The organism is Rhizobium mayense, assembly GCF_030272705.1.
GTDB classification, from domain to species: domain Bacteria; phylum Pseudomonadota; class Alphaproteobacteria; order Rhizobiales; family Rhizobiaceae; genus Rhizobium; species Rhizobium mayense.
Genome location: NZ_JARFYM010000018.1, coordinates 1 through 20,656, shown reverse-complemented (window position 1 = coordinate 20,656; position 20,656 = coordinate 1). Strand labels below are relative to the sequence as shown.

18 protein-coding genes are annotated in these 20,656 nt (G+C 59.1%); 13 read left to right on the top strand and 5 right to left on the bottom strand.

All coding sequences use genetic code 11. From position 1 onward, the window contains the following. Positions 1–139: 139 nt before the first annotated feature. The 4 genes from PY649_RS20660 to PY649_RS20645 all read left to right on the top strand — a co-directional run bounded on the left by PY649_RS20660 (position 140) and on the right by PY649_RS20645 (position 4,823). Positions 140–1,576, top strand: coding sequence for a hypothetical protein (locus PY649_RS20660; RefSeq protein WP_285870521.1), 1,437 nt, complete (start codon positions 140–142; stop codon positions 1,574–1,576). Further along, positions 1,573–2,835, top strand: a complete 1,263-nt coding sequence (locus PY649_RS20655; RefSeq protein WP_285870520.1) for a polysaccharide pyruvyl transferase family protein — start codon at positions 1,573–1,575, stop codon at positions 2,833–2,835. Before PY649_RS20660 ends, PY649_RS20655 begins: the two co-directional genes overlap by 4 nt. A gap of 233 nt (positions 2,836–3,068) precedes the next feature. After that, positions 3,069–3,776 (top strand): Crp/Fnr family transcriptional regulator, encoded by a 708-nt coding sequence (locus tag PY649_RS20650; protein WP_285870519.1) that lies wholly within the window; start codon positions 3,069–3,071, stop codon positions 3,774–3,776. Between the two features lie 279 nt (positions 3,777–4,055). Beyond that, complete coding sequence (locus PY649_RS20645; RefSeq protein ID WP_285870518.1) at positions 4,056–4,823, top strand: response regulator transcription factor; 768 nt, start codon at positions 4,056–4,058, stop codon at positions 4,821–4,823. A gap of 63 nt (positions 4,824–4,886) precedes the next feature. Here the strand turns inward: PY649_RS20645 and PY649_RS20640 are convergent, their stop codons facing one another. After that, entirely contained in the window at positions 4,887–5,813 is a 927-nt protein-coding gene (locus PY649_RS20640; protein WP_285870517.1) for a GntR family transcriptional regulator, read from the bottom strand. 252 nt (positions 5,814–6,065) lie between these two features. On the opposite strand from PY649_RS20640, the gene PY649_RS20635 reads away from it, so the two are divergent. The 9 genes from PY649_RS20635 to PY649_RS20595 all read left to right on the top strand — a co-directional run bounded on the left by PY649_RS20635 (position 6,066) and on the right by PY649_RS20595 (position 16,100). Further along, positions 6,066–7,571 carry a UxaA family hydrolase gene (locus PY649_RS20635; protein ID WP_285870516.1) on the top strand — a complete coding sequence of 502 codons (1,506 nt, stop codon included), beginning with the start codon at positions 6,066–6,068 and terminating at the stop codon, positions 7,569–7,571. Positions 7,572–7,661: 90 nt separating this feature from the next. After that, a complete protein-coding gene (locus PY649_RS20630) occupies positions 7,662–8,681 on the top strand; it encodes an aldo/keto reductase (protein WP_285870515.1) in 1,020 nt (339 codons plus the stop codon). 233 nt (positions 8,682–8,914) lie between these two features. Continuing rightward, a complete protein-coding gene (locus PY649_RS20625) occupies positions 8,915–9,904 on the top strand; it encodes an ABC transporter substrate-binding protein (protein ID WP_285870514.1) in 990 nt (329 codons plus the stop codon). A 103-nt stretch (positions 9,905–10,007) separates the two neighbouring features. Then, entirely contained in the window at positions 10,008–11,558 is a 1,551-nt protein-coding gene (locus PY649_RS20620; RefSeq protein WP_285870513.1) for a sugar ABC transporter ATP-binding protein, read from the top strand. A 45-nt stretch (positions 11,559–11,603) separates the two neighbouring features. Continuing rightward, positions 11,604–12,575: an ABC transporter permease gene (locus PY649_RS20615; protein WP_285870512.1), complete on the top strand. Its 972-nt coding sequence runs from the start codon at positions 11,604–11,606 to the stop codon at positions 12,573–12,575. Positions 12,576–12,733: 158 nt separating this feature from the next. Then, positions 12,734–13,228 carry a DUF305 domain-containing protein gene (locus tag PY649_RS20610; protein WP_285870511.1) on the top strand — a complete coding sequence of 165 codons (495 nt, stop codon included), beginning with the start codon at positions 12,734–12,736 and terminating at the stop codon, positions 13,226–13,228. A gap of 13 nt (positions 13,229–13,241) precedes the next feature. Beyond that, positions 13,242–14,702: a YncE family protein gene (locus PY649_RS20605; RefSeq protein WP_285870510.1), complete on the top strand. Its 1,461-nt coding sequence runs from the start codon at positions 13,242–13,244 to the stop codon at positions 14,700–14,702. Positions 14,703–14,796: 94 nt separating this feature from the next. Continuing rightward, on the top strand, positions 14,797–15,324 hold the full coding sequence (locus tag PY649_RS20600) for a sigma-70 family RNA polymerase sigma factor (RefSeq protein ID WP_285870508.1): 528 nt from the start codon (positions 14,797–14,799) through the stop codon (positions 15,322–15,324). Continuing rightward, positions 15,321–16,100 carry an anti-sigma factor family protein gene (locus tag PY649_RS20595; protein ID WP_285870507.1) on the top strand — a complete coding sequence of 260 codons (780 nt, stop codon included), beginning with the start codon at positions 15,321–15,323 and terminating at the stop codon, positions 16,098–16,100. Before PY649_RS20600 ends, PY649_RS20595 begins: the two co-directional genes overlap by 4 nt. 7 nt (positions 16,101–16,107) lie before the next feature. Here PY649_RS20595 and PY649_RS20590 read toward each other — a convergent pair whose 3' ends face one another. The 4 genes from PY649_RS20590 to PY649_RS20575 all read right to left on the bottom strand — a co-directional run bounded on the left by PY649_RS20590 (position 16,108) and on the right by PY649_RS20575 (position 20,442). Then, positions 16,108–17,109, bottom strand: a complete 1,002-nt coding sequence (locus PY649_RS20590; RefSeq protein WP_285870506.1) for an acyltransferase family protein — start codon at positions 17,107–17,109, stop codon at positions 16,108–16,110. After that, entirely contained in the window at positions 17,106–18,398 is a 1,293-nt protein-coding gene (locus PY649_RS20585) for an O-antigen ligase family protein (protein WP_285870505.1), read from the bottom strand. The genes PY649_RS20590 and PY649_RS20585 overlap by 4 nt, the downstream gene beginning before the upstream one ends. Before the next feature lie 9 nt (positions 18,399–18,407). After that, positions 18,408–19,682, bottom strand: coding sequence for a polysaccharide biosynthesis/export family protein (locus PY649_RS20580; protein ID WP_432761384.1), 1,275 nt, complete (start codon positions 19,680–19,682; stop codon positions 18,408–18,410). A 79-nt stretch (positions 19,683–19,761) separates the two neighbouring features. Next, positions 19,762–20,442 (bottom strand): sugar transferase, encoded by a 681-nt coding sequence (locus PY649_RS20575; RefSeq protein WP_285870504.1) that lies wholly within the window; start codon positions 20,440–20,442, stop codon positions 19,762–19,764. Positions 20,443–20,656: the final 214 nt, after the last annotated feature.

Genomic DNA, 20,656 nt, shown 5'->3' with positions numbered 1-20,656 from the left:
GCGGCGGCTGGACGGTACAGAACCCATTTCGGTTTATGCGGTACCCCAAAGGGCTTAAGCGCGGCGGAAATACAAGCCAATCAGCGCCGTGATAGTTTTTGCCGCAGTGAAATAGACGATATTTCGGAGCGGACGGCATATGAATCTCATGGGGGTAATAACGTTTGTCGTCGGCATGGCAATGCTGACTGCGCCCGTTCGGTGGTCGTTTACCGTCATGATTCTGTGCACGGTGTTCGGTGCGGCCGCAGCCTTCAGCGTGCCTGGCCTTGGTGGCGCGTCGGTTCTGGTGCCGAGCCTCTTTCTCCTGTTTTTTTTTATACGATTGTTTCTGGCCTATGGCGAAGGACCGATCTTTGCAGCCTTGGCGCCGCCAGGTCCCGGTTTCTGCCTTCTGGTGCTGACCGTCTTCGGCTTGACGACAGCCGTCTTTTTCCCGCGCCTCTTTCAAGGCATGACGTCGACGATGACCGTCGAGCGTACGGTTGGCGGGCACAACTTCATTTCGCTGGTGCCGTTAAAGTTCTCGTCGAACAATATCACCCAGTCCGTCTATGCCCTCGGCGGCCTCGTTTGTTTTGCAACCACTTACGGCTTCATTCGCAAAGGCGGCACCCCGACCAATTTGATCAACGGCATGCTGGTGGTCGCGAGCGTCAATCTCGGTTTCGCCCTTGCCGACATCATCACTTATTTTAGCCACACCGAATTCCTTCTCGGCTTCGTGCGCACCGCCAACTACGCGCTGCTGACCAATGCCGAAAAAGGCGGATTGAAGCGGATCTCCGGGACATTTCCGGAGGCTTCGGCCTTTGCCGATTTCACCCTTGTGCTCTTCGCGATGATCGCCAGCCTGTGGCTCAGCGGCATCCGATCCCGCGCCACCGGGATCGTCGCGGGCCTGCTTCTGGTTGCCCTGATCCTCTCGACCTCGGCGACCGCCCTAGTCGGCCTCGGATTGGTGTTACCTGTTCTTTGCCTGCAGTCATTTTTGGCTTCGCGCCACGAACCAGGGGCCGGACGGCCGGTCATGATCGTCGGCATTTTGGCCGCGATGCCGCTTGTCATTCTTTTTGTCCTGATCGCGATGCCAGACCTTGCCAACGGGCTGCACGACTTTCTCAACGAGATGTTGTTCTCAAAAGCCGACAGCCAGTCGGGGCGCGAGCGCTTCATGTGGAATGCGATGGCCTATCAGACATTTGTGGACACGAACGGCTTCGGCGCCGGATTGGGCAGCGCGCGCGCATCGAGTTTCGGCCTCGTGCTTTTGTCCAATCTCGGCGTCCTCGGTGCGCTAATCTTTGCGCTCTTCGTGGTGCTTATCCTGAAAGCCGATACGCGACCTGGGCACCTGCCGGATCGGCAGGCCGCCGCTGTTGCCCGCGCCGCCAAGGCCGGGATCATCACGGTGCTGGTGTCGGCCGCCACATCGGGCACCGTCTATGATCTCGGATTGATGTTCTACATTCTCGCAGGCAGCGTCGCCGCCGTCACGGCTCCATCTCGAGTCCGCGCAACAAACGCGCCGGCGGCGCGCATGCAGCAAATCGGTGTTGTGGGGAGATTGCAGTGAAGATTGTCGTATTCAATGTCAAATACAGCGAGAATCTTGGAGACGGCCTCCTAGCACAATGTGTCGAGGCCGGCCTGACGAAGGGAGCCGGCCATATCGAAGTGGAGACGATCGATCTCGCCGGCCGTGAAGGTTTCGGCACGGGCGGAAACGGTCGGCGTCAACAGGCGCTGAAGGTGCTGCATCGCCTGCCCGCTTTTGCGCGACGTTGGGCGGTGGGCTATGTCCTGGGACGCACCCTGCGGAAATTGCGCGGCCAATGGGATGCCAAGATTGCCGCGGCCGATGCGGTGGTGATTGGCGGCGGTAATCTCTTTCAGGATGACGATCTGAACTTTCCATTGAAGGTCGGCACCGTGCTTGATTGTGTCCGGCGACATAATCGGCCACTGGCGATCTATGCGGTCGGCGTCAGCGGACATTGGTCCGCGCCGGCGTCGCGCCTTTTTGGCCGGCTGAAGCGGACCAATCTCGTCCACCTCTCGGTGCGCGACAGCTTCGCCCAGGACAGCTGGCGTCAGCATTTTCCTGAAGGGCCGGAAGCTATGATCGTTCACGATCCGGGATTGCTGACCCGAGCGCTCGTCAGCGAAGCCAGCAGGTCGGCGCCATCGAAACATCCACCGACAGTCGGCCTTTGCGTGACCGAGCCTGTCATTCTGCAACGGCATGCAAGCCAGAAGGCCTCGGCCATCCCGTTGACGGACATCGCGGAATATCGGGATCTGATTCGCTTGCTGGTCCAGGATGGATACCGCGTCCGTTTGTTTTGCAACGGCGCCAGCGAGGATCAGACCTTTGCCAAGCGGATATGGGATGAGCCTTCGATGCAGCGCTTCGCTGCCACTGGCGCACTCCAACTTGCCCTGCGTCCATGTTTGCCGGAAGAGCTGATTCGGATACTTCTGTCGACCGATGTCATCCTTGCCCATAGGCTGCACGCCTGTATCGCAGCCTATTCCCTGGAGATCCCGCACGTCGGTCTTGGCTGGGACAAGAAGGTCGAGGGCTTCTTCCGCGCTGTCGGCCGGCAATCCTATTTCCTCAATGGCGGCGGGACGTCGCCGTCCGATATCGCCAAGTTGCTGAGAGCGGCTGATTCAGAAGGAATCGAATCATTCCGCCATCGGGCGACTATGTCGCAGGCTGAAGCGGGAATTGCCGATATGCGCCGGAATCTCACCCGGAGGGATCAGAATATTGTCGCTGGGATAGCACCAGTAATACTAAATGATCATCGCGCGGCGACGTCGAATTAGCACAAAGAAAATCGGGAGTAATTACCACGTATAATGACCAAAATTAGATGTTTTAAGCATATTGCGGCTAACTTAACCGCAGTGTCATTTTGAAGAGAATTCACATAAGCAATATAGACTACGAGCCACGCCGAAAGTTGCGTGCTATATACTTGCCATACGTAACGTGATATACCTTCAGGGACAGGTTAATCGGAACCTTCCCGATATGGTATGTGGTTCGGGGGCAGAGAATGACCACGCAGGTTTCCATAGGGCGCCTTCAGGCCTTGAGTCCTGATGTTTACCGTCAAAAGCCGGAGCTGACGGGCGGTATTCCGCGCACGTACGCTCCCGGCGAAACCATCTACGATTATGAGGACGATACACCGCGTCTTCTTTTCCTCGTCAGCGGATGGGCGGTTTCCAGCAAGATGCTGCCGAACGGCACGCGCATCGTCATCGAATTTGCGGTCCGTGGAGACATGATCTCCACACCGTCGGTTGAATTGGCGCGCGAGACCGTACAGGCTCTCTCCCAGGTCACCGTCATGGAATTCCCCGATTTCACGTCCCATGCGGGCATGGAAGTTTCTCCACGCCTCTATCGCATCGTACTCACCGAGATGATGCGGCGGCAGGCGCGCATGTCCGAGCGGCTTGCCAATATCGGTAGACGCGACGCGCTGGAGCGTACCGGTCACCTGCTGCTCGAGTTGGCTACCAGGCTTGGCCCGTCACGTCTGAGGCCGAATTTCGACGGCTTCGAATGCCCGTTGACGCAAGCCGATATCGGCGATGCCGTCGGTCTGTCGACGGTGCATATCAACCGCGTTCTGCGAGACATGCGCATGGGCGGGCTCCTGTCGTTCCGGAACGGAATCGTCGAATTTCTGGACCGTCACAAGCTCGCAGAACTCGTCGACTTCGATGAGACCTATTTCAAGCCGCATATGATCTAAGGCGTGCCGCGAGCGCACTCGCGTTATTTCAAGTCGAAAACAATCGTGAGGCGAAATTTTTTAGATCTTATTAACATATGTTAATGTCATCATAAATAGAATCGGCGATTATCCATCTTGTGAGCAGGTAAATTTTAAACCGACAACAGGAGGAATGCTATGAGTCAAAGCGAGTTCCATCGATTTGGTTCAGCGTATCTATTCAGTTACTTTAAAATATTACCTATTCACAAGAATTCAAAAGAATAGAGGCCAAGTGTGGAGTAAGGAGTAATGGCCATGGACAGGCAGTCTTTAGCGAATGAGAAATTTGGAACAGAAACTGCAACCCGTCTTATTTCAGTCCGAGCATCGGATTCAGTGCGGGCTTTTACCGCAGCAAGCGCGGTCAGCACCGACGAATGCGAGGACTATCTTCTGCTAATCGACGCACGCGCCCTGGACAGAGAATGCCTGTCCCGGAGCCTGACGGAATATGACGAGAACATGAACATCGTCACCGTCGGGTCATTCGAAGAATGGCAGAAGCGCCGTATGCAAAGCGAACCGTCCGCGATTCTTTTCATGATCGGCGGACGCAAGGTTTCGGATGCAGACGTCAGCGATAAAATCTCCGCTCTCGCGGAGAGGTTCAAAGCGAGCCCCGTTATCGTCGGCGCCGAAAGCGACGAGCTCGCGCAACTTCTCAAGGCGCTCGAATGCGGCGCTCGCGGTTACATTCCGACCAGCGTCGGGATCAATGTCGCCGCGGAAGCCGTAGCTCTCGCCCGTGCTGGCGGCGTATTCGTGCCGGCAAGCAGCATTCTGGCGGCCAAGGAGGTCATCGCCTCCGTAACCAGCGGAACCCGCTGCGCCGACAGTCTGTTTACGCCGCGTGAAGTCGTCGTTGCCGAAGCTCTTCGCCGCGGCAAGGCAAACAAGATCATCGCCTATGAAATGGACCTTTGCGAGAGCACGGTCAAAGTACACATCCGCAACATCATGAAGAAACTGAATGCGACGAACCGGACGGAAGTCGCCTACAAGATCAGGGAATTCGTGAGATAACACCGATCTCGGTGTCAGCAAGCTTTCGCCGGTGCCGTTTAACCGCGGCGCTGGCGAATATGTTTAGGCTCGGATATTCTGAGCGTTTGATACGACAGCCTCGCTCGCATTCTTCGGAATGGATTGCAGCAGCGTCTGTCGCGCTGAGGCGAGATGCGTGCGGCAAGCCCTGTCGATCCGCGCCGGATCGCAAGACTGTAACGCTTCGATATAGTCGAGATGCTCGACGATGGCGCGAGAATTGCGCTCGCGGGCGAAAGCCTTGTTCCACTGATAGTGATAGTGGAAGACGATCGCGATCGCATCGTAGAAATCGGCGATGAAGCGATTGTTCGAGGCGCGATGAATGAGAAGATGGAAGCGCTCGTCGAGCTGCGAAAAATCACGATAGCGCTCATCGAAATCGTCCTGCAGGTCGTAATGTTCCTGCTTGATGGCCGCCAGAGCGGCCCAGGCAGGATGTTCTGCCGGCAGGCGCCCGAACTCGGCGGCCGAATGCAGCTCGAACATTTCGCGCACGTCGGCAAGTTCCAGGGCGAATTCGCTGGTAAAGCCCTTCAGTATCCAATGGCTGTTCGGCCTCTTTTCGATCAGACCGAAGCGGCTGAAGCGGATGAGGAATTCGCGCACGACCGAGGTCCCCGTGCCGATTTCGCGCGCCAGTTCCAACTCGTTGATCTGCATGCCGGGCTGCGCTTCGTCTGAGAGAATTCGCAGCATGAAGCTGCGCTCAATGATCTCGTGCAGCGAATTGGTTTCTTCCTCCGGAAAGAAATCGGCTTCGGTCGGCTGCCGCAGCACGATCTTCTCCCGCTTATTCCAGCGGATGATGCCAGCGTCACTTAGACGCAGCAGAATGGCGCGCGCCGTGCTACGGCTGATGCCGAGCTCGGCGGCGATTTCAGGCTCGCTCGGCAAGGCGGCGTCGGGCGTCAGACCAGCCACGTAGCGATTGTACGCGTCCTTGAAGAGCGTGTTTTGTCTCGCCATTTTCCCCCTCGCTTCTAGTCCGCAGCTCTGCTTCGGCGGCGATGTCTGAACCATGCTCGAATGGCAGTCAAATTCGGCGGTGCTGCCGGATGCGTCGCGATCGCGTCCACGCCCTTTTCGCCGATCTCCTCCCTGATCGACGCGCGATTTCCTCGTTGACACTAAAATGTTTATTGTAGATAAAAAACAAAATCAATTGGCGATGGCTTGTCTGGCAAACGCCGAAAAACAAGATTGTTCAGGGAGAGGACGTTGAACAGCCAACCTTGGATCCTTCTGTCGGAAGGCGACAATGTCGCGGTGGCGACGGCGGCGATCGCGGCCGGCGCTGCGGTTGCCAACGGTGTTTTGACACGGGACAAGATCGATCCCGGTCATAAATTTGCCATTCGCGACATCGGCATCGGCATGCCCGTCGTGAAATACGGCCAGGCGATCGGCCGCACGACAGCCGTGGTAAAGGCCGGCGATCACGTCCACAGCCATAACCTGCACTTCGAAAACGATCGTCTGGCGGCGACAGCCAATGCGGCACCGGAAGCGGCGACGGAGGCGGACAAGGCGCGTACCTTCATGGGTTATCGCCGCGCCGACGGCCGCGCTGCGACCCGCAACTACATCGGCATCATCGCCAGCGTGAACTGTTCCACCACGGTTTGCCGCGCCATTGCGGAAGAGGCAAACCGTACGCTCCTGCCGCTTTATGACGGCATCGACGGTTTCGTGCCGATCGTGCATGACCAGGGCTGCGGCATGAGCTCGACCGGTGACGGCATGCAGACATTGCACCGCACGCTTGCCGGCTATACGCGTCACGTGAATTTCGGCGGCGTGCTGATGATCGGGCTGGGCTGCGAAGTCAACCAGCTTACGCTTTACGGCCAGAGCGGCGCGGGCGCCAGCAAGCGGCACTTCAACATCCAGGATGCCGGCGGCTCGCGCCGCGCGGTGGCGCTTGCCATGGGTGTCCTGAAGGAAATCGCCGAGGAAGTCGGCCAGGAGCGCCGCGAGCCGATCTCGATCAGCGAAATCATCGTCGGCCTGCAATGCGGCGGCTCGGACGGTTTTTCCGGTATCACCGCCAATCCGGCGCTGGGCGCTGCCGCCGACCTGCTGGCAGCCGCCGGCGGCACGGCGATCCTGTCCGAAACCTCGGAAATCTACGGCGCCGAACATTTGCTGCGCAGTCGCGCGGTCAACGACGCCGTTGCCGCCAAGCTCGACGCGAAAATCGACTGGTGGGAAAAGTATGTCGCCCTGCACGGCGCATCGCTGGACAACAATCCGTCGCCCGGCAACAAGCGTGGCGGGTTGACCACCATCCTCGAAAAATCGCTGGGCGCCGTCGCCAAAGGCGGACGCTCGCCGCTGACCGCCGTCTACAGCTACGCCGAACGGGTAACGGACCATGGGCTCGTCTTTATGGACACGCCCGGCTACGATCCAGTCTCGGCGACGGGTCAGGTGGCAGGCGGTGCGAATATGATCGCCTTCACGACCGGCCGCGGCAGCTGTTTCGGTTCCCGCCCGGCGCCTTCGTTCAAGCTGTCGAGCAACTCGGCGCTTTACCAATCCATGGAAGAGGACATGGACATCGATTGCGGTACCATCGCCACAGGCGAGGCAACGATATCGGGTAAGGGCCGTGAGATTTTCGAACTGATCATCGAAATCGCATCCGGCAAGAAGACGAAAAGCGAAGCCTTCGGCTACGGCGATAACGAGTTTGTGCCCTGGCATCTCGGAGCTACGCTCTAGATAAATAGTGCATACCACGCCGCTGTACCCGGCTCCGCAATGAGCCAAGTACGGCGGAACTGATCGACCAATCATCACAAGGGAGAGGTGATGAAAAGGAGAAGAATCGGCAGGACAAGCCTGGAGGTCACCGAAATCAGTTTCGGGGCCGCAGCGCTCGGCGGTCTCTACCGCGCCTGCCCTCGTGACCAGGCCATGGAAACCCTGCAAGCGGCATGGGCTAGCGGCATCCGCTATTTCGATGTTGCGCCCTGGTATGGCTTCGGTCTCGGTGAACGCCGCGTCGGCGATTTCCTGCGCGACCAACCGGAAGACAGCTATGTTCTGTCGACCAAGGTCGGGCGGTTGATGCGGCCTGTTCCGAGCGACAAGGTGCCGAACTACGGCTATGTCGATCCCCTGCCCTTCGATGCGGATTACGACTATTCCTATGACGGCATCATGCGGTCGGTGGAATTCAGCTATGCCCGCCTCGGCCTCAACCGAATCGACATCCTCTATGTTCACGACATCGGCGGCTATACCCATGGCAAGGCGCTGAATGAACACCATCTCGGCCAACTCCTGGGTTCCGGACTGAAGGCATTGGAGGAATTGAAGTCGTCGGGTGCGATCAAGGCCTACGGCCTCGGCGTCAACGAGGTGCCCGTATGCCTCGACGTCATGCGTGAAGCCGATATCGACTGCATACTGCTGGCCGGCCGCTATACCCTGCTCGACCGTTCGGCCGTGGCCGAGCTGCTGCCACTCTGTGAGAAGAAGGGCACTTCGCTTGTGGTTGGCGGTGTTTTCAATTCTGGCATTCTCGCCACCGGCCCCGTGCCTGACGCGCATTTCGACTATCTTCCGGCGACAGCGGATATTCTGGCCAAGGTCGGGGCGATGGAGGATATAGCCCGCCGCCATGGCCTGCCGCTTGCGGCGCCAGCAATTCAGTTTCCGCTTCGCCACCCGGCCGTGGCCTCGGTGCTGATCGGCACGGCGAAACCGGCAAGCCTCATCCGCAATATGCAGCTCGCGGAGCCTGAGCTTCCGGCCAGTCTCTATGCGGAATTCGAAGGATTGACCCTGGTTGCGCCACCGTTGGGAGACGAGGCGGTTCGGGTTTGAAAGGAAGATAAGGAGCTATCGGGCCGTCTCGAGAGGCGGCTTCGAGGAGGAGGAAAGCCTGTTTTGGCGTGGGTGGTACGGCATGATCCCGAAAAGTGTGAAACGGTTTTCGGATAAGGTCATGCGCAGCAAACATCTCCGCGATGCGTGAGCCCATCTGGTGCTCACGATACCGAGCCGCAAGCGTTCAACGGCCGGTGTGCAGGAGCAGAGCGCGTTGAGAGGAGAAATCAATGAACATCGCCAAATCCCTTCTGTCCCGCCGCACTTTTGCCGGCCTTGCCGGCGCGGCGATCATTGCCGTAGCCATGCCAGTGCAGTCCTTTGCGGCGGATGTGACCATCCCGATCATCGTCAAGGACACGACATCCTTCTACTGGCAGATCGTTCTCGCCGGCGCTCGCCAGGCGGGCAAGGATCTTGGCGTCAAGGTGCCGGAACTCGGTGCCCAGTCTGAATCCGACATCAATGGCCAGATCAGCATTCTCGAAAACACCGTCGCCGGCAAGCCGGCGGCCGTGGTGATCGCGCCGACCGAACGCAAAGCGCTCGGCAAGCCCGTGGATGAAGCTGCCAAGTCCGTGCCGGTGGTCGGCATTGACTCGGCCGCAGATTCCAAGGCTTTCGTATCGTTCCTGACCACTGACAATGTACAGGGCGGCCGCATCGCTGCTGACGGTCTTGCCGCGGCGATCAAGGGAATGACCGGCAAGGAAGAAGGCGAAGTCGCCATCATCACCAGCCTTCCGGGCGTCGGCTCGCTCGACCAACGCCGCCAGGGCTTCCTGGATGAGGTCAAGAGCAAATATCCGGGCCTGAAAGTCGTTGCCGACAAATATGCGGACGGTCAGGCCACGACCGGCCTCAACATCATGACCGACCTGATCACAGCCAATCCGAAGCTTGTCGGCGTCTTCGCCTCGAACCTCATCATGGCGCAGGGCGTCGGCCAGGCCATTGCCGAAAACAAGCTCGGCGACAAGATCAAGGTCATCGGCTTCGACAATGACGACAAGACTGTCGGCTTCCTGAAGTCTGGCGTTCTCGCCGGCCTCGTCGTTCAGGACCCCTATCGCATGGGCTATGACGGCATCAAGACCGCGCTCGCTGCCTCCAAGAAGGAGAAGGTCGAGGCTAACGTCGATACAGGCGCAAACCTTGTGACCAAGGCCAATATGAGCGATCCGAAGATCGACGCCCTGATCAATCCGAAGGTCAAGTAACGACTTAAGGCCGCGCCTGAAAAGCCGGGCGCGGCCTGTTCTCATTCCGCCTCTGTTTTCATGGAGGCAAGTGGAGCGAATGGTCGGCGAAGGAGAAGACCTTATGACGAACCTCGAAGAGATCAGTCATCGGCACGATGACACCGTCCGGACGGAAGGAAACCGCATTCCGACAGGTTCGCCCATCCTCGAGCTCCGAGGACTGCAGAAGCGCTATGGCTATGTCGAAGCGCTGAAGCCGGCGACGATCACCTTCCTCGCGGGCGAAATCCACGCCATCGTCGGCGAAAACGGCGCCGGCAAATCGACCCTCATCAAGCTCCTGACCGGCGTCATAACAAGGACGGCGGGCGAAATATTCTGGTGCGGCCATCCGGTCGCGCTTGCCAATCCGAACGAGGCGATCGCCCGCGGCATCAATGCCGTGCATCAGGAGGTCGTGCTCTGCCCGCACCTGACGGTCGCGGCCAATCTTTTTCTTGGCGACGAGGTCAATCGCTTTGGGCTGATGCGCAAGAAGCAGATGGAGAAGCTAGGGCAGACCGTGCTCGACGATCTCGGCTTCGGTCTGCCGGCAGGCGAGCTGCTGAGCTCGCTGACAATCGGTCAGCAGCAGCTCGTGGCCACCGCCCGCGCCGCGATGCGCGGCACGCAGTTCCTGATCTTCGACGAACCGACCGCCTACCTCACCCGCAAGGAATCGGCGCAACTGTTCAAGCTCATTCGTCGCCTGCAGAGCGAAGGCGTCACGATCGTCTATATCAGCCACCGCATGGAAGAGGTCTTCGAACTGGCGAACCGCGTCTCGGTCCTGCGGGACGGCACCCATGTGGGCACGCGCGAGGTCAGCGAGACCAATGAGGACGAGCTGATCAAGCTGATGATCAACCGTTCGATCGAGCAGATCTATCACAAGGAAGAGATTCCGATCGGCGAGACCATCCTGGAAACCCGCGGCCTTTCCGGCCCGGGCTTCGAAAATGTCTCGCTGACCGTCAAGGCCGGTGAAATCGTTGGGCTCTACGGGCTGATCGGCGCGGGCCGCAGCGAGTTCGCGCTTGGGCTTTACGGCCGACAGCCACTGTCTGCTGGCGAGATCTACTGGCAGGGCCGGAAGGTCAATATCCGCAGCGAGCGGGATGCGATGGAGCTCGGCATAGCGCTAGCGCCGGAAAGCCGCCGCGACCAGGGGCTATGCCTCAACCTGCCGATCGGGCTCAACATCAATCTGCCGGTCTTCAAGCGGCTGAGCCAGGGGCCGGTTATCAATCGCAGTGGTGAAGCGGCCAATGCCGACAAGCAAATCCGCGACCTCAGCATCAAGACGCCGAGCCGGCGCGTTCTCGTTTCGGCCATGTCCGGCGGCAACCAACAGAAGGTCGTCATCGGCAAGTGGCTTAGCTACGGCGCCAAGCTCTTCATTTTCGATGAGCCGACAGTCGGGGTCGATGTCGGTACCAAGGCGGAAATCTACCGGTTGTTCGCCAAGCTTTTGCGGGGTGGCGCGGGCATCATCGTCATTTCGTCCTATCTGCCGGAAGTTTACGAGCTTGCGGACCAGCTCCATGTCTTCCGCCGCGGCCAGCTCGTCGCCAGCCATGATTTCCACGCCGCCACACATGAGGAAGTCCTCGGCGAAGCAATCGGCGTCTGAACGACAAAGACAAAGAAGACAAGAATAGAAATTGGGAGAAGAACAATGGCCGTGAATACTACCGAAGGCCCCACAGTTGCGCCGCGGCGCAAGATGAACATCCTCTTCAGCTTGACGCTTATCCTTCTCCTGCTTGCTCTTTGGATCGTCCTGGGCTTCTGGACCGACAAGTTCTGGACGCCGCTCAACATCACCAACCTGATGCGCCAGGGCTCGATGACGGCGATCCTGGCCCTCGGCCAGACCTTCGTTATCATCACAGCCGGCATCGATTTGTCCGTCGGCGCCATCGTCGGCTTCTGTACGGTCATTATCGCCTGGCTGCTGCAGGCCGGATTTCCGGTTTCGGCCGCCATTCTCATTACGCTGGCCTTCGGCGTGCTGATCGGCGCATTCCACGCCTTCGGCATCGTGCGCATGGGCCTGCCGCCCTTCATCATCACGCTAGCGACACTGACATCCTTGCGTGGTATCGGCCTGCTTATCACCAACGGCGCGACGATCAATATCGTCAACGACGATTTCACCAATTTCGCCGTCTCCGATTTCTTGGGCATTCCGAGCCTGTTCTGGATGGTCATCCTGGTGGCCATACCGGCTTTCATCTTCCTGCATCTCAGCCGCTGGGGCCGCTATCTTTTTGCCGTCGGTTCGAACCGTGAAGCCGCGCGTCTCTCAGGCGTCAACGTCACCTGGATGATCTACCTCGCCTATATTCTGTCGGGAACCTGCGCCGCTTTCGTCGGTGTCCTGCTCGCCTCGCGCATCGCCATCGGCAATGCGACCCAGGCGGATGGTTGGGAATTGCAGGCCATCGCCTCTTCCGTCATCGGCGGCACCAGCCTTTTCGGCGCTGTCGGCTCCGTCTATGGCCCGCTGATCGGCGCCTTCATTCTCGCCACCATCAATAACGGCGCCAACCTGCTGAATCTGAATTCCTTCTGGCAACGCATCATCACCGGCGTGTTGATCATCGTGATCGTCTATTTCGATCAGCTGCGGCGGCGGCGTCTCTAAGGACCCTCGAAACCGAATAATGGATGTCGGCGGGCCGAAAGGCTCGCCGATCGGCGTTTTTGGTCCGCCACAAAATAATTCCCCTGCCGCGGAATAAACCGCGGTGACGTTTGTCTACCTCCATGAAGCCGCTCGGCAACCCCTTCAGGAGGCACGACATGAGCAAATCCCTTCCTATTCGAAATCTGGCTATCATCGCCGCAACGCTTTCGTCCACAACATTCGCGTTCGCGCAGGATGCGCCCGCATCACAGGCGCCTGCATCGCCAGCCATTCAGGCGGAGGCGCCCTATCTCACGGAAAACGATGCGGCGATGACGAAGATGATGAACGATATGGCGGTCAAGCCGACCGGTAACGTCGACCGCGACTTCGTCGAGATGATGATCCCGCATCATCAGGGCGCCATCGACATGGCGCAGGCCTATCTGCGTTACGGCACGAACGAGCAGTTGAAGCGCATCGCGCAGGAAATCATCGTCGATCAGCAGCAGGAAATCGCTGCGATGCGGCTGGCACTTGGCGATCCCCTGCCGCCCTCGACGGCCGCGCCGACGCAGGTCGACCCGAATACCCCTCCCATCTCCTCCGGTCAGAATTCGTCGTCCATGTCCTCGGGCATGTCCATGATGAATATGAAAATGGGCAATTGAAAAGGACCCCGCCATGAAGCCTACCCTCCTCACCCTCGGCCTGCTCGCCGGCACGATGTTCGCGCCCGTCGCGAGCTTTGCCGGCCAGGCGCCGGGCGCCGCTGCCGACCCGGATATCGCGATCAGCCACAAGGATCGCGTCTATGCGGCCGAACAGTTTTCCAACACCGTGTCGGTGACCGATCCGGCCGACAACAAGCTGCTCGGGGTTATCAAGCTCGGCGATCCGCAGCCGGGCAATCTGAGCCCCCTCTATAAAGGCCAGGTTCTGGTGCACGGCATGGGTTTTTCGCCGGACCACAAGACGCTCGCGGTCGTCTCGATCGGTTCGAATTCGGTGACCTTCATCGACACTGCGACGAACACAGTCAAGCACACGACCTATGTCGGTCGCTCGCCGCACGAGGCCTTCTTTACACCCGATGGCAATGAGGTCTGGGTGACGGTCCGTGGCGAAGACTACATTTCGGTCATCGACGCCAAGACCTATCAGGAAAAGCTGCAGATCAAGGTGCCGGCAGGTCCCGGCATGCAGATCTTCTCACCCGACGGCAAATACGGTTACATCTGTTCGTCCTTCAACCCGGATACGGTGGTGGTCTCCGTCGCCGATCACCAGATCGTCGGCCATGTGAAACAGGAGAGCCCCTTCTGCCCCAACATCGCCGCCACGCCGGACGGCAAGCAGGTCTGGTTCACGCTGAAGGACATCGGCAAGACCCAGGTCTTTAACGCGCAAGCGCCGTTCGATGCCATCAAGACGCTGGATACCGGTCCGATCACCAACCACGTCAACATCGTGCACAATGCCAATGGCACGTTTGCCTATGTCACGGTTGGCGGTCTGAACGAGGTGAAGGTCTTCCGCACGGACGATTTCGAGCAGGTCGCAACCATTCCGGTCGGCAACCTGCCGCATGGCGTGTGGCCCTCGGGCGACGGCACGCGCGTCTATGTCGGCCTTGAAAATGCCGACGCCTTCGCCGCCATCGATACCCTGACCAACAAGGTTATCGCCACCATCCCGATCGGCCAGGCGCCGCAAGCTGTCGCCTATGTACCGAATGCGGTTCCCGATGGCGACGGCGCCCAGAATTTGCAGCCTCTCGGCGTCGCCGGCCAGTCCGCGCATCTGCAGATGGTGGCCAAAGGCAAGGCCGAAGGCGACAAGGTGCCGACGAGTGTCACGCTGTTCGATCAGGGACTGTCTCAGGTCTTGCAGGCATCCGTGACCGGCCTTGAGCCGAAGAAGCCTTTTATTCTGGCGCTTGCTTCGCATGCCGACGGCAGCGGCATGTTGGAGCCGCTTTCTTCCTTCATGACGAATCCGGCGGGTTCCGCGATCGTCAATGCCGTCGGGCCGATCCGCCAGATCGTCCAGAACGACGCAAAGGCTGAACGGCGTTATCTGGTGATCGCATCCGCGGGTGCGGATGGCCGGCCGGGAGCGATCGTTCAAATCCAGAAGCATTGAGCCAGAAATATGAGAATGATCCGCCCGTCTTCTGCCGTGATATAGAATGGCGGGCGGTGTCCATTTCTTGGATTGGCCAGAGGGTCTCACGCGCATGAATGACATTCTCCGTCTTGTCGAGCCGCTGATACCAGCATTGCGCCGTTATGCGCGGGCGCTGCTGCACGATGCGACGGGAGCGGACGACCTGGTGCAGGATTGCCTGGAACGGGTGATCAGCCACTGGCACCAACGCCGTCGGGATGGAGATCCGCGCACCTGGGTTTTTGCCATTCTGCACAATCTTGCGATCAACCGATTGCGCCAGTCGGCGCGGCGCGGCGTGCACGTGCCGCTGGAGGATGCGGAAGATGCCATGTTGTCGCGGCCGCCGGCGCAGGAGGATGCGCTGATGCGGCGAGACATCGTTGCAGCCTTGGCGCTTCTGCCGGAAGAGCAGCGTAGCGTTCTACTGCTGGTATCCGTGGAGGATCTGTCCTATGCCCAGGCCGCCGAAGTGCTGAGCATACCCATCGGCACTGTCATGTCGCGGCTCGCGCGAGCCCGCGAGCGGCTGCGACATCTACTGGAAGGAGAAGGCGGAGCCGCCCGCTCGGGCGCACATCTGCGGAGAATAAAATGACCATGCAACCGATTACCGAGGACGATCTCCAAGCCTATATCGACGATGCGCTGGGTACGGCGCGGCGGGCGGAAGTCGCAGCCTATCTGGAAAGCCATGCCGACGTGGCCGCCCGCGTGGAAAGTTACCATTCGCAGCGGCTGAAGCTGCGCGACGTCTTCGATCCGATAGCCGAGGAGCCCGTCCCGACAGGGCTCAATCTCGCGCATATGATCGAAGCCCGGCGGCAAAAGGCACCTATGACGCCCTGGTGGATGGCGGCGGCAGCCGCCGCATTGCTTGTTCTCGGCGGCGGCGGTGGCTGGTGGCTGCATGGATTGTCGTTGCCGGCAAACGAAGGCGTCCTCGCCTTGGAGCGCGAAGCGGCCAACACCTATGGCGCCTACGCCTCCGACAGTGTTCGCCCGGTCGAACTGCGTGCGGACGACAGCGCCAAATTGGTCGCCTGGGCCTCGGAGCGGCTGCAGCGCCCTGTCATGCTTCCCGATCTTTCCGCTTCCGGATATAGCCTGATGGGCGGGCGGATGATCGCGACAGCGCACGGGCCGGGGCTGATGCTGATGTATGACAATGACCACGGCACGCGCCTGGTTCTGCTAACCCGACCTATGCTGGTAGACCAGAACAAGCCGATGGCCGAACATTCCGAGGGCACGACCAGCGGCGTCACCTGGGCGAACGACGGCATGGGCTACAGCCTCGTTGGCCCGTCAACGTCGAGAGATCTGCACCCCTTGGCGAACGATATACGGCATCAGGTCGAGACCAGGATTTGAGCGTCCGTCATGCCGGCGATGGGCGCGACCTTTGCCAGCTCAAGCTCTTCAACAGGTTACGCAGCGGTTTTTCGACCGCTTCGTAGGCGCAGATGCCCACCAATGTGCCCGCAATGACGCAGATGAACGTCGCGACGTCAGAGGGCATTTGCGTCGACGCCACCAGTTTTGCCACCACCGAAATTGCCAGCGTGTGCCAGAGATAAATCGAATAGGAGCTGTTGCCGAGATAGGTCAGCAGCGGAATATTCGCGAGCTTGCCACTGCGCTCCAGCGATACCACGCCACACACCAGCGCCACGGCAAGTGGGCCGCAGGTCAGTTCGTTGAAGGCCAGGCCGAAAAGCTGGATGGCGGCAAAACCCGACAATGCGAGGACGACCAAAGCAAGGCCGAGGCCGGCGCCGGGTATTCTGCCCGATAGCCATAGCCAGCCAAGGATCGCGCCGGCGACGAATTCCAGGATGATCGGCCGCGTAAAGGTGAGCAGCAACGACGACTGCGGATTGAAGATGCTGCCGGCAATGACGAAGGCAAGGAAGATGCCGGCCATGCTGGGAAGCCGCAGGCGGCGCGGCAACAACAGGGTCGCGGCGAATATGACGTAGAAGAACATCTCGAAATCCAACGTCCACCCCTGCACGAGAACCGGCCAGATCGCACCGTTGCTCGGCGAGCGGACGGGGATGAAAAACAGCGAGCCCAGGATGTGGGTGATCGTCAGCTTCATATTCGGAAACAAGCCGGCGATTGCGCCGGCAATCATGATGGCCGTGACGATCCAGTAGGATGGTGCGATGCGCTGCAGACGATCGAGCAGGAAGCGCGACGGCGTCACCGGCCGGCGCTCGCTCATCGTCCACATGATAAATCCGCTGATGACGAAAAAGACGTCGACGCCGGCCGCTCCGATGACGAAATGGTCGTCAGTGCGCTCTGCAGCGTGGAACAGGACCACCGCGAGAGCGGCGAAGCCGCGCAGGTATTGAATGCCATAAAGAGTTTTCATCTGCTGATCTGCTGCTCCCAGCTCACCGGCTGCGCAAATTCCAGTCGATCGTCGGGAGCGAGCGGAACAACCCGTGTCGCCCGGGTTTTCATCGCCAGCTTACCCGCCGTGAAATAAAACAGGAACGAGCCGACGTGGTAGGGATTGAGGATATCGATCTCGACGAAGGCACGGATCAGAAGGAGTGCCGCTACGCCGAAAAGGACATAGGATTCATCGTTTCTGATATCGTTCAGAAACCGCTTAAGATGGCCGATAAAGGCGGTAAGCAGGATCGCCGCAAGCAGGGAGACGCCGATCAGTCCGGTCTCGACGGTCGTTTCGATGAAGGTGTTGTGGAAATGGAAACCGGCGCGGGAGCCGATGTAGAATTCTTCCCACAGACGCTCTGGCTCGGAAAAGCCTTGTACCCAATAGGCCTGATAACCGACACCGAAGAAGGGATGCTGGGCGGCGGCTTCGATGCCCTGTTGCCATAGATAGGTACGACCCGTCAGCGTCGAATCCTTGCCGAAGGCACCGAGCACCAGATCGACGCCGCCGAGATTGACACCGGCGACAGCGACCGCGAGACCGGTTATGGCCAAGACGGCAAACAGCCTTGTACGCTGCCTGGGCGACAGGAACAGGATGGCGCGCATGCCGATGCCGAGCGCGACGACGACCGCGGTGGCCAACACCGATGTCGCCGATCCCGACTTGAGCAAACAATAGGCGGATAGCAGACCGGCGATGCCCGCCCCAACCATCCAGATGCGGCGCTCGCCGAGGATGAAGATGGCGGCGAAAGCGAAATAGATGCCGAGCGATGCATAGAAGCCGAGCTGGTTCTTCGAGGCAAAAGCACCAACGAAGCTATAAGTGCCGTCGAGCGGATCATAAGCCGTGTAGCCGAAGAGGATCGAATAGATCAAAACGATGCCCGTACCGGCGATCGCGCCGCGCGAAAGCGTGCGGATATCGAGCGTGCGCATGGCGATCAGTGCACACACGATATGCGTCACGTACTGGATTGCGGCACGCGCCGTCACTGACGGCACGGCCGACCAGAAGATCGAAAGGCAAGTGAAAACGCCGAAGGCGAAGAGCCAGAGCTGCTTTTGGTAACTGCCGAGCGCGTGCCGGTAGTCGATCAGTACCAACGGAAACCAGAGCGCATAATAGACAAGGATGGACGGCTGGCCGAAGATGGATGAATACGCAAAGACGAAGAAAGAGAGCGCAACAGCCACCATGCCATAGGTGCTGTTGCTGCCTGGGCGAATAAAGGTCGATTTGGCGATCTGCATCGACCCTCCTTATCGCATGGCTAAAGCGGCGCTGACCTTGATGAGGTCACCAGGCATAACTTGGGTAGTCTCGTCCGCCTGAATTTCCTTCGCCTGGCCGTTGTCATCCCGCACGATGGTATAGGAAACTTTGACGTCCTGGCCGCCGGGATCAATATTGCTGGCATCGGCCGACTGCGCGACCGCTTCCTGCATCAACGACTGGCTCGTGGAGAGCTTGAGCTGCAGGGTTTCCAATTGGGTGTCGGTATCCTGCATATCCTGGGCAAGCGAATTTTGCCAATCGTTGCGCAGCGTGGCCTCGTCCTGATCGGCCTTGCTTATGCTCTGCTTGGCGTTCAGCGATGCCCTGTCGGTATCCAAAAGATTGGTCTCCACGTCGGAAGCGCGCTGTTCGGCCGAAATCTTACGCGAGGCAAGTTCCAATCCTTTTTCCGCCAGGCTCTCGACCTTGTCGCGGTCCGCCTTGGCCAGGTCGAGCTGGCGGCTTAGCGTATCGGTTTTCTTCCCCAGCGACTCGACCTCGCTTTGCAGCAGCACCTTCAGGTCCCCCAGCGCCTGCAATTGTGTCGACAAGCGGACGCTACGCGCTTTCATCAGGGCCTCTTCGCTGGCAAGCAGCTCAGCTGATTGCGGCAGTTTTTTCAGCTCCGGCGGAACATCGATCTGATCCTTCCCTGCGAGCTCAGCCAACAGACGCTGCTTGCGCATCAGCAGCCGTCCGCGTTCCGCCATGAGGACGACCGCGTCGCCCTTGGCGGTGATGAAATCGCGTGCGAAACGCTGGCCAGCATCGGTACGTCGGGTGCCGCCACCAAGGCTGACTGCCTTGAGGACAGTGAGATCGGGTACAAATGGATATTGGCCCGGGTTCTGAACTTCGCCGGCGAGGTAGATCGGCCGGAATTGCGATAGCTCTACAGAGGCCGACGGCCGATCGCGCAAGCCGAATTGTTTTTGCAGGCCGACACCGATCGCTTCGGCAATTTGGTCCGTTGTCTTACCGACAGCCGGCATATCGCCAATAAAGGGAACGGAAACGGAGCCGGAGGGGCCGACGGTGTAGTCGCCTGAGATCGTCGACCAGTCACGGATCGTGCCCTCCGCAGTCTGCCATTCGGCAACGCGAATGTGCAGCTTGTCCATGACGCCCAGATGATATCCAGGCAGATTATCAGCATAGCTGCGGCCCGATAGCATGCACAGGCTGAGAAGAACTAGCGCGGTGCAACGAAGAGGTGTGGCTTTGCCAACAAACTTACCAGGAGACTGAATTTCAATCATGCAGGATCTTCCCTGTTATTTGAGCAGCCCGCATTTGCGGGACACCGCAGGAACTCTCCTGCGGTATCTGCGTTCGTCCTTAATAGCTGCCGCGTGACAGGCAGACAGCAGGAATGGTCTTGGCGATGATGACCACATCGCTGCTGAGTGACCAGTTCTTGACGTAATGCGTGTCGAAGGCGACGCGGCTGGCGTAGGATACGTCGTTGCGCCCACTGACCTGCCAAAGACCCGTCAGGCCCGGGCGAGACTGAAGGTAGTAGATCGCAGCGGTTTCGTAGAGTTCCAGCTCATCCTCAACGACAGGACGCGGCCCGACGACACTCATTTCACCGCGAATGATGTTGATCAGCTGCGGCAACTCGTCGAGGCTGAGCTTGCGGAGCACCGCGCCGACAAGGGTGACGCGGGGATCGTTCTGCAGTTTGCGTGTTGCACGCCATTCTTCCATCGCTCGGGGGTTGGCCTGCAGATAGGCCTGCAGAACCTTGTCGCCGTCGACAACCATGGTACGGAACTTCAGGCAGCGGAAGGTTTTGCCGTTATGTCCGATGCGGCGGTGGCCGTAAAAGACAGGACCGCGGTCCGAGAGCTTTACCAGGAGCATCAACATAAGGAAGATGGGGCTGATGAAGATCAGCGCCGTCATTGCAGTCGTAACGTCGAACATCCTTTTCAGGACTCCGCCTGTTGGCGGAAAGACGTCGGTTTCCGGAGCGCTGAAAAAAGCCGATGTGGCCGATCTCGTCGCAGACTTCATAGAGGTGACTCCATTCATGTTGGCGAATTGGTCGGGAATGTCTCGGGCGCCTTAGTTAGCGCTGTGCATGACGGAGTGTAGGTAGCGATTATGATTTTTTAAGCCAAATTTTTATGGCAACACGGATTTGCGGTACGGGCCCACCGCGAATATGGCAGATTTGGTAAGTTTAGATAGTTCTTATATAACGATTATACTAAAGAAAGTATTGTAT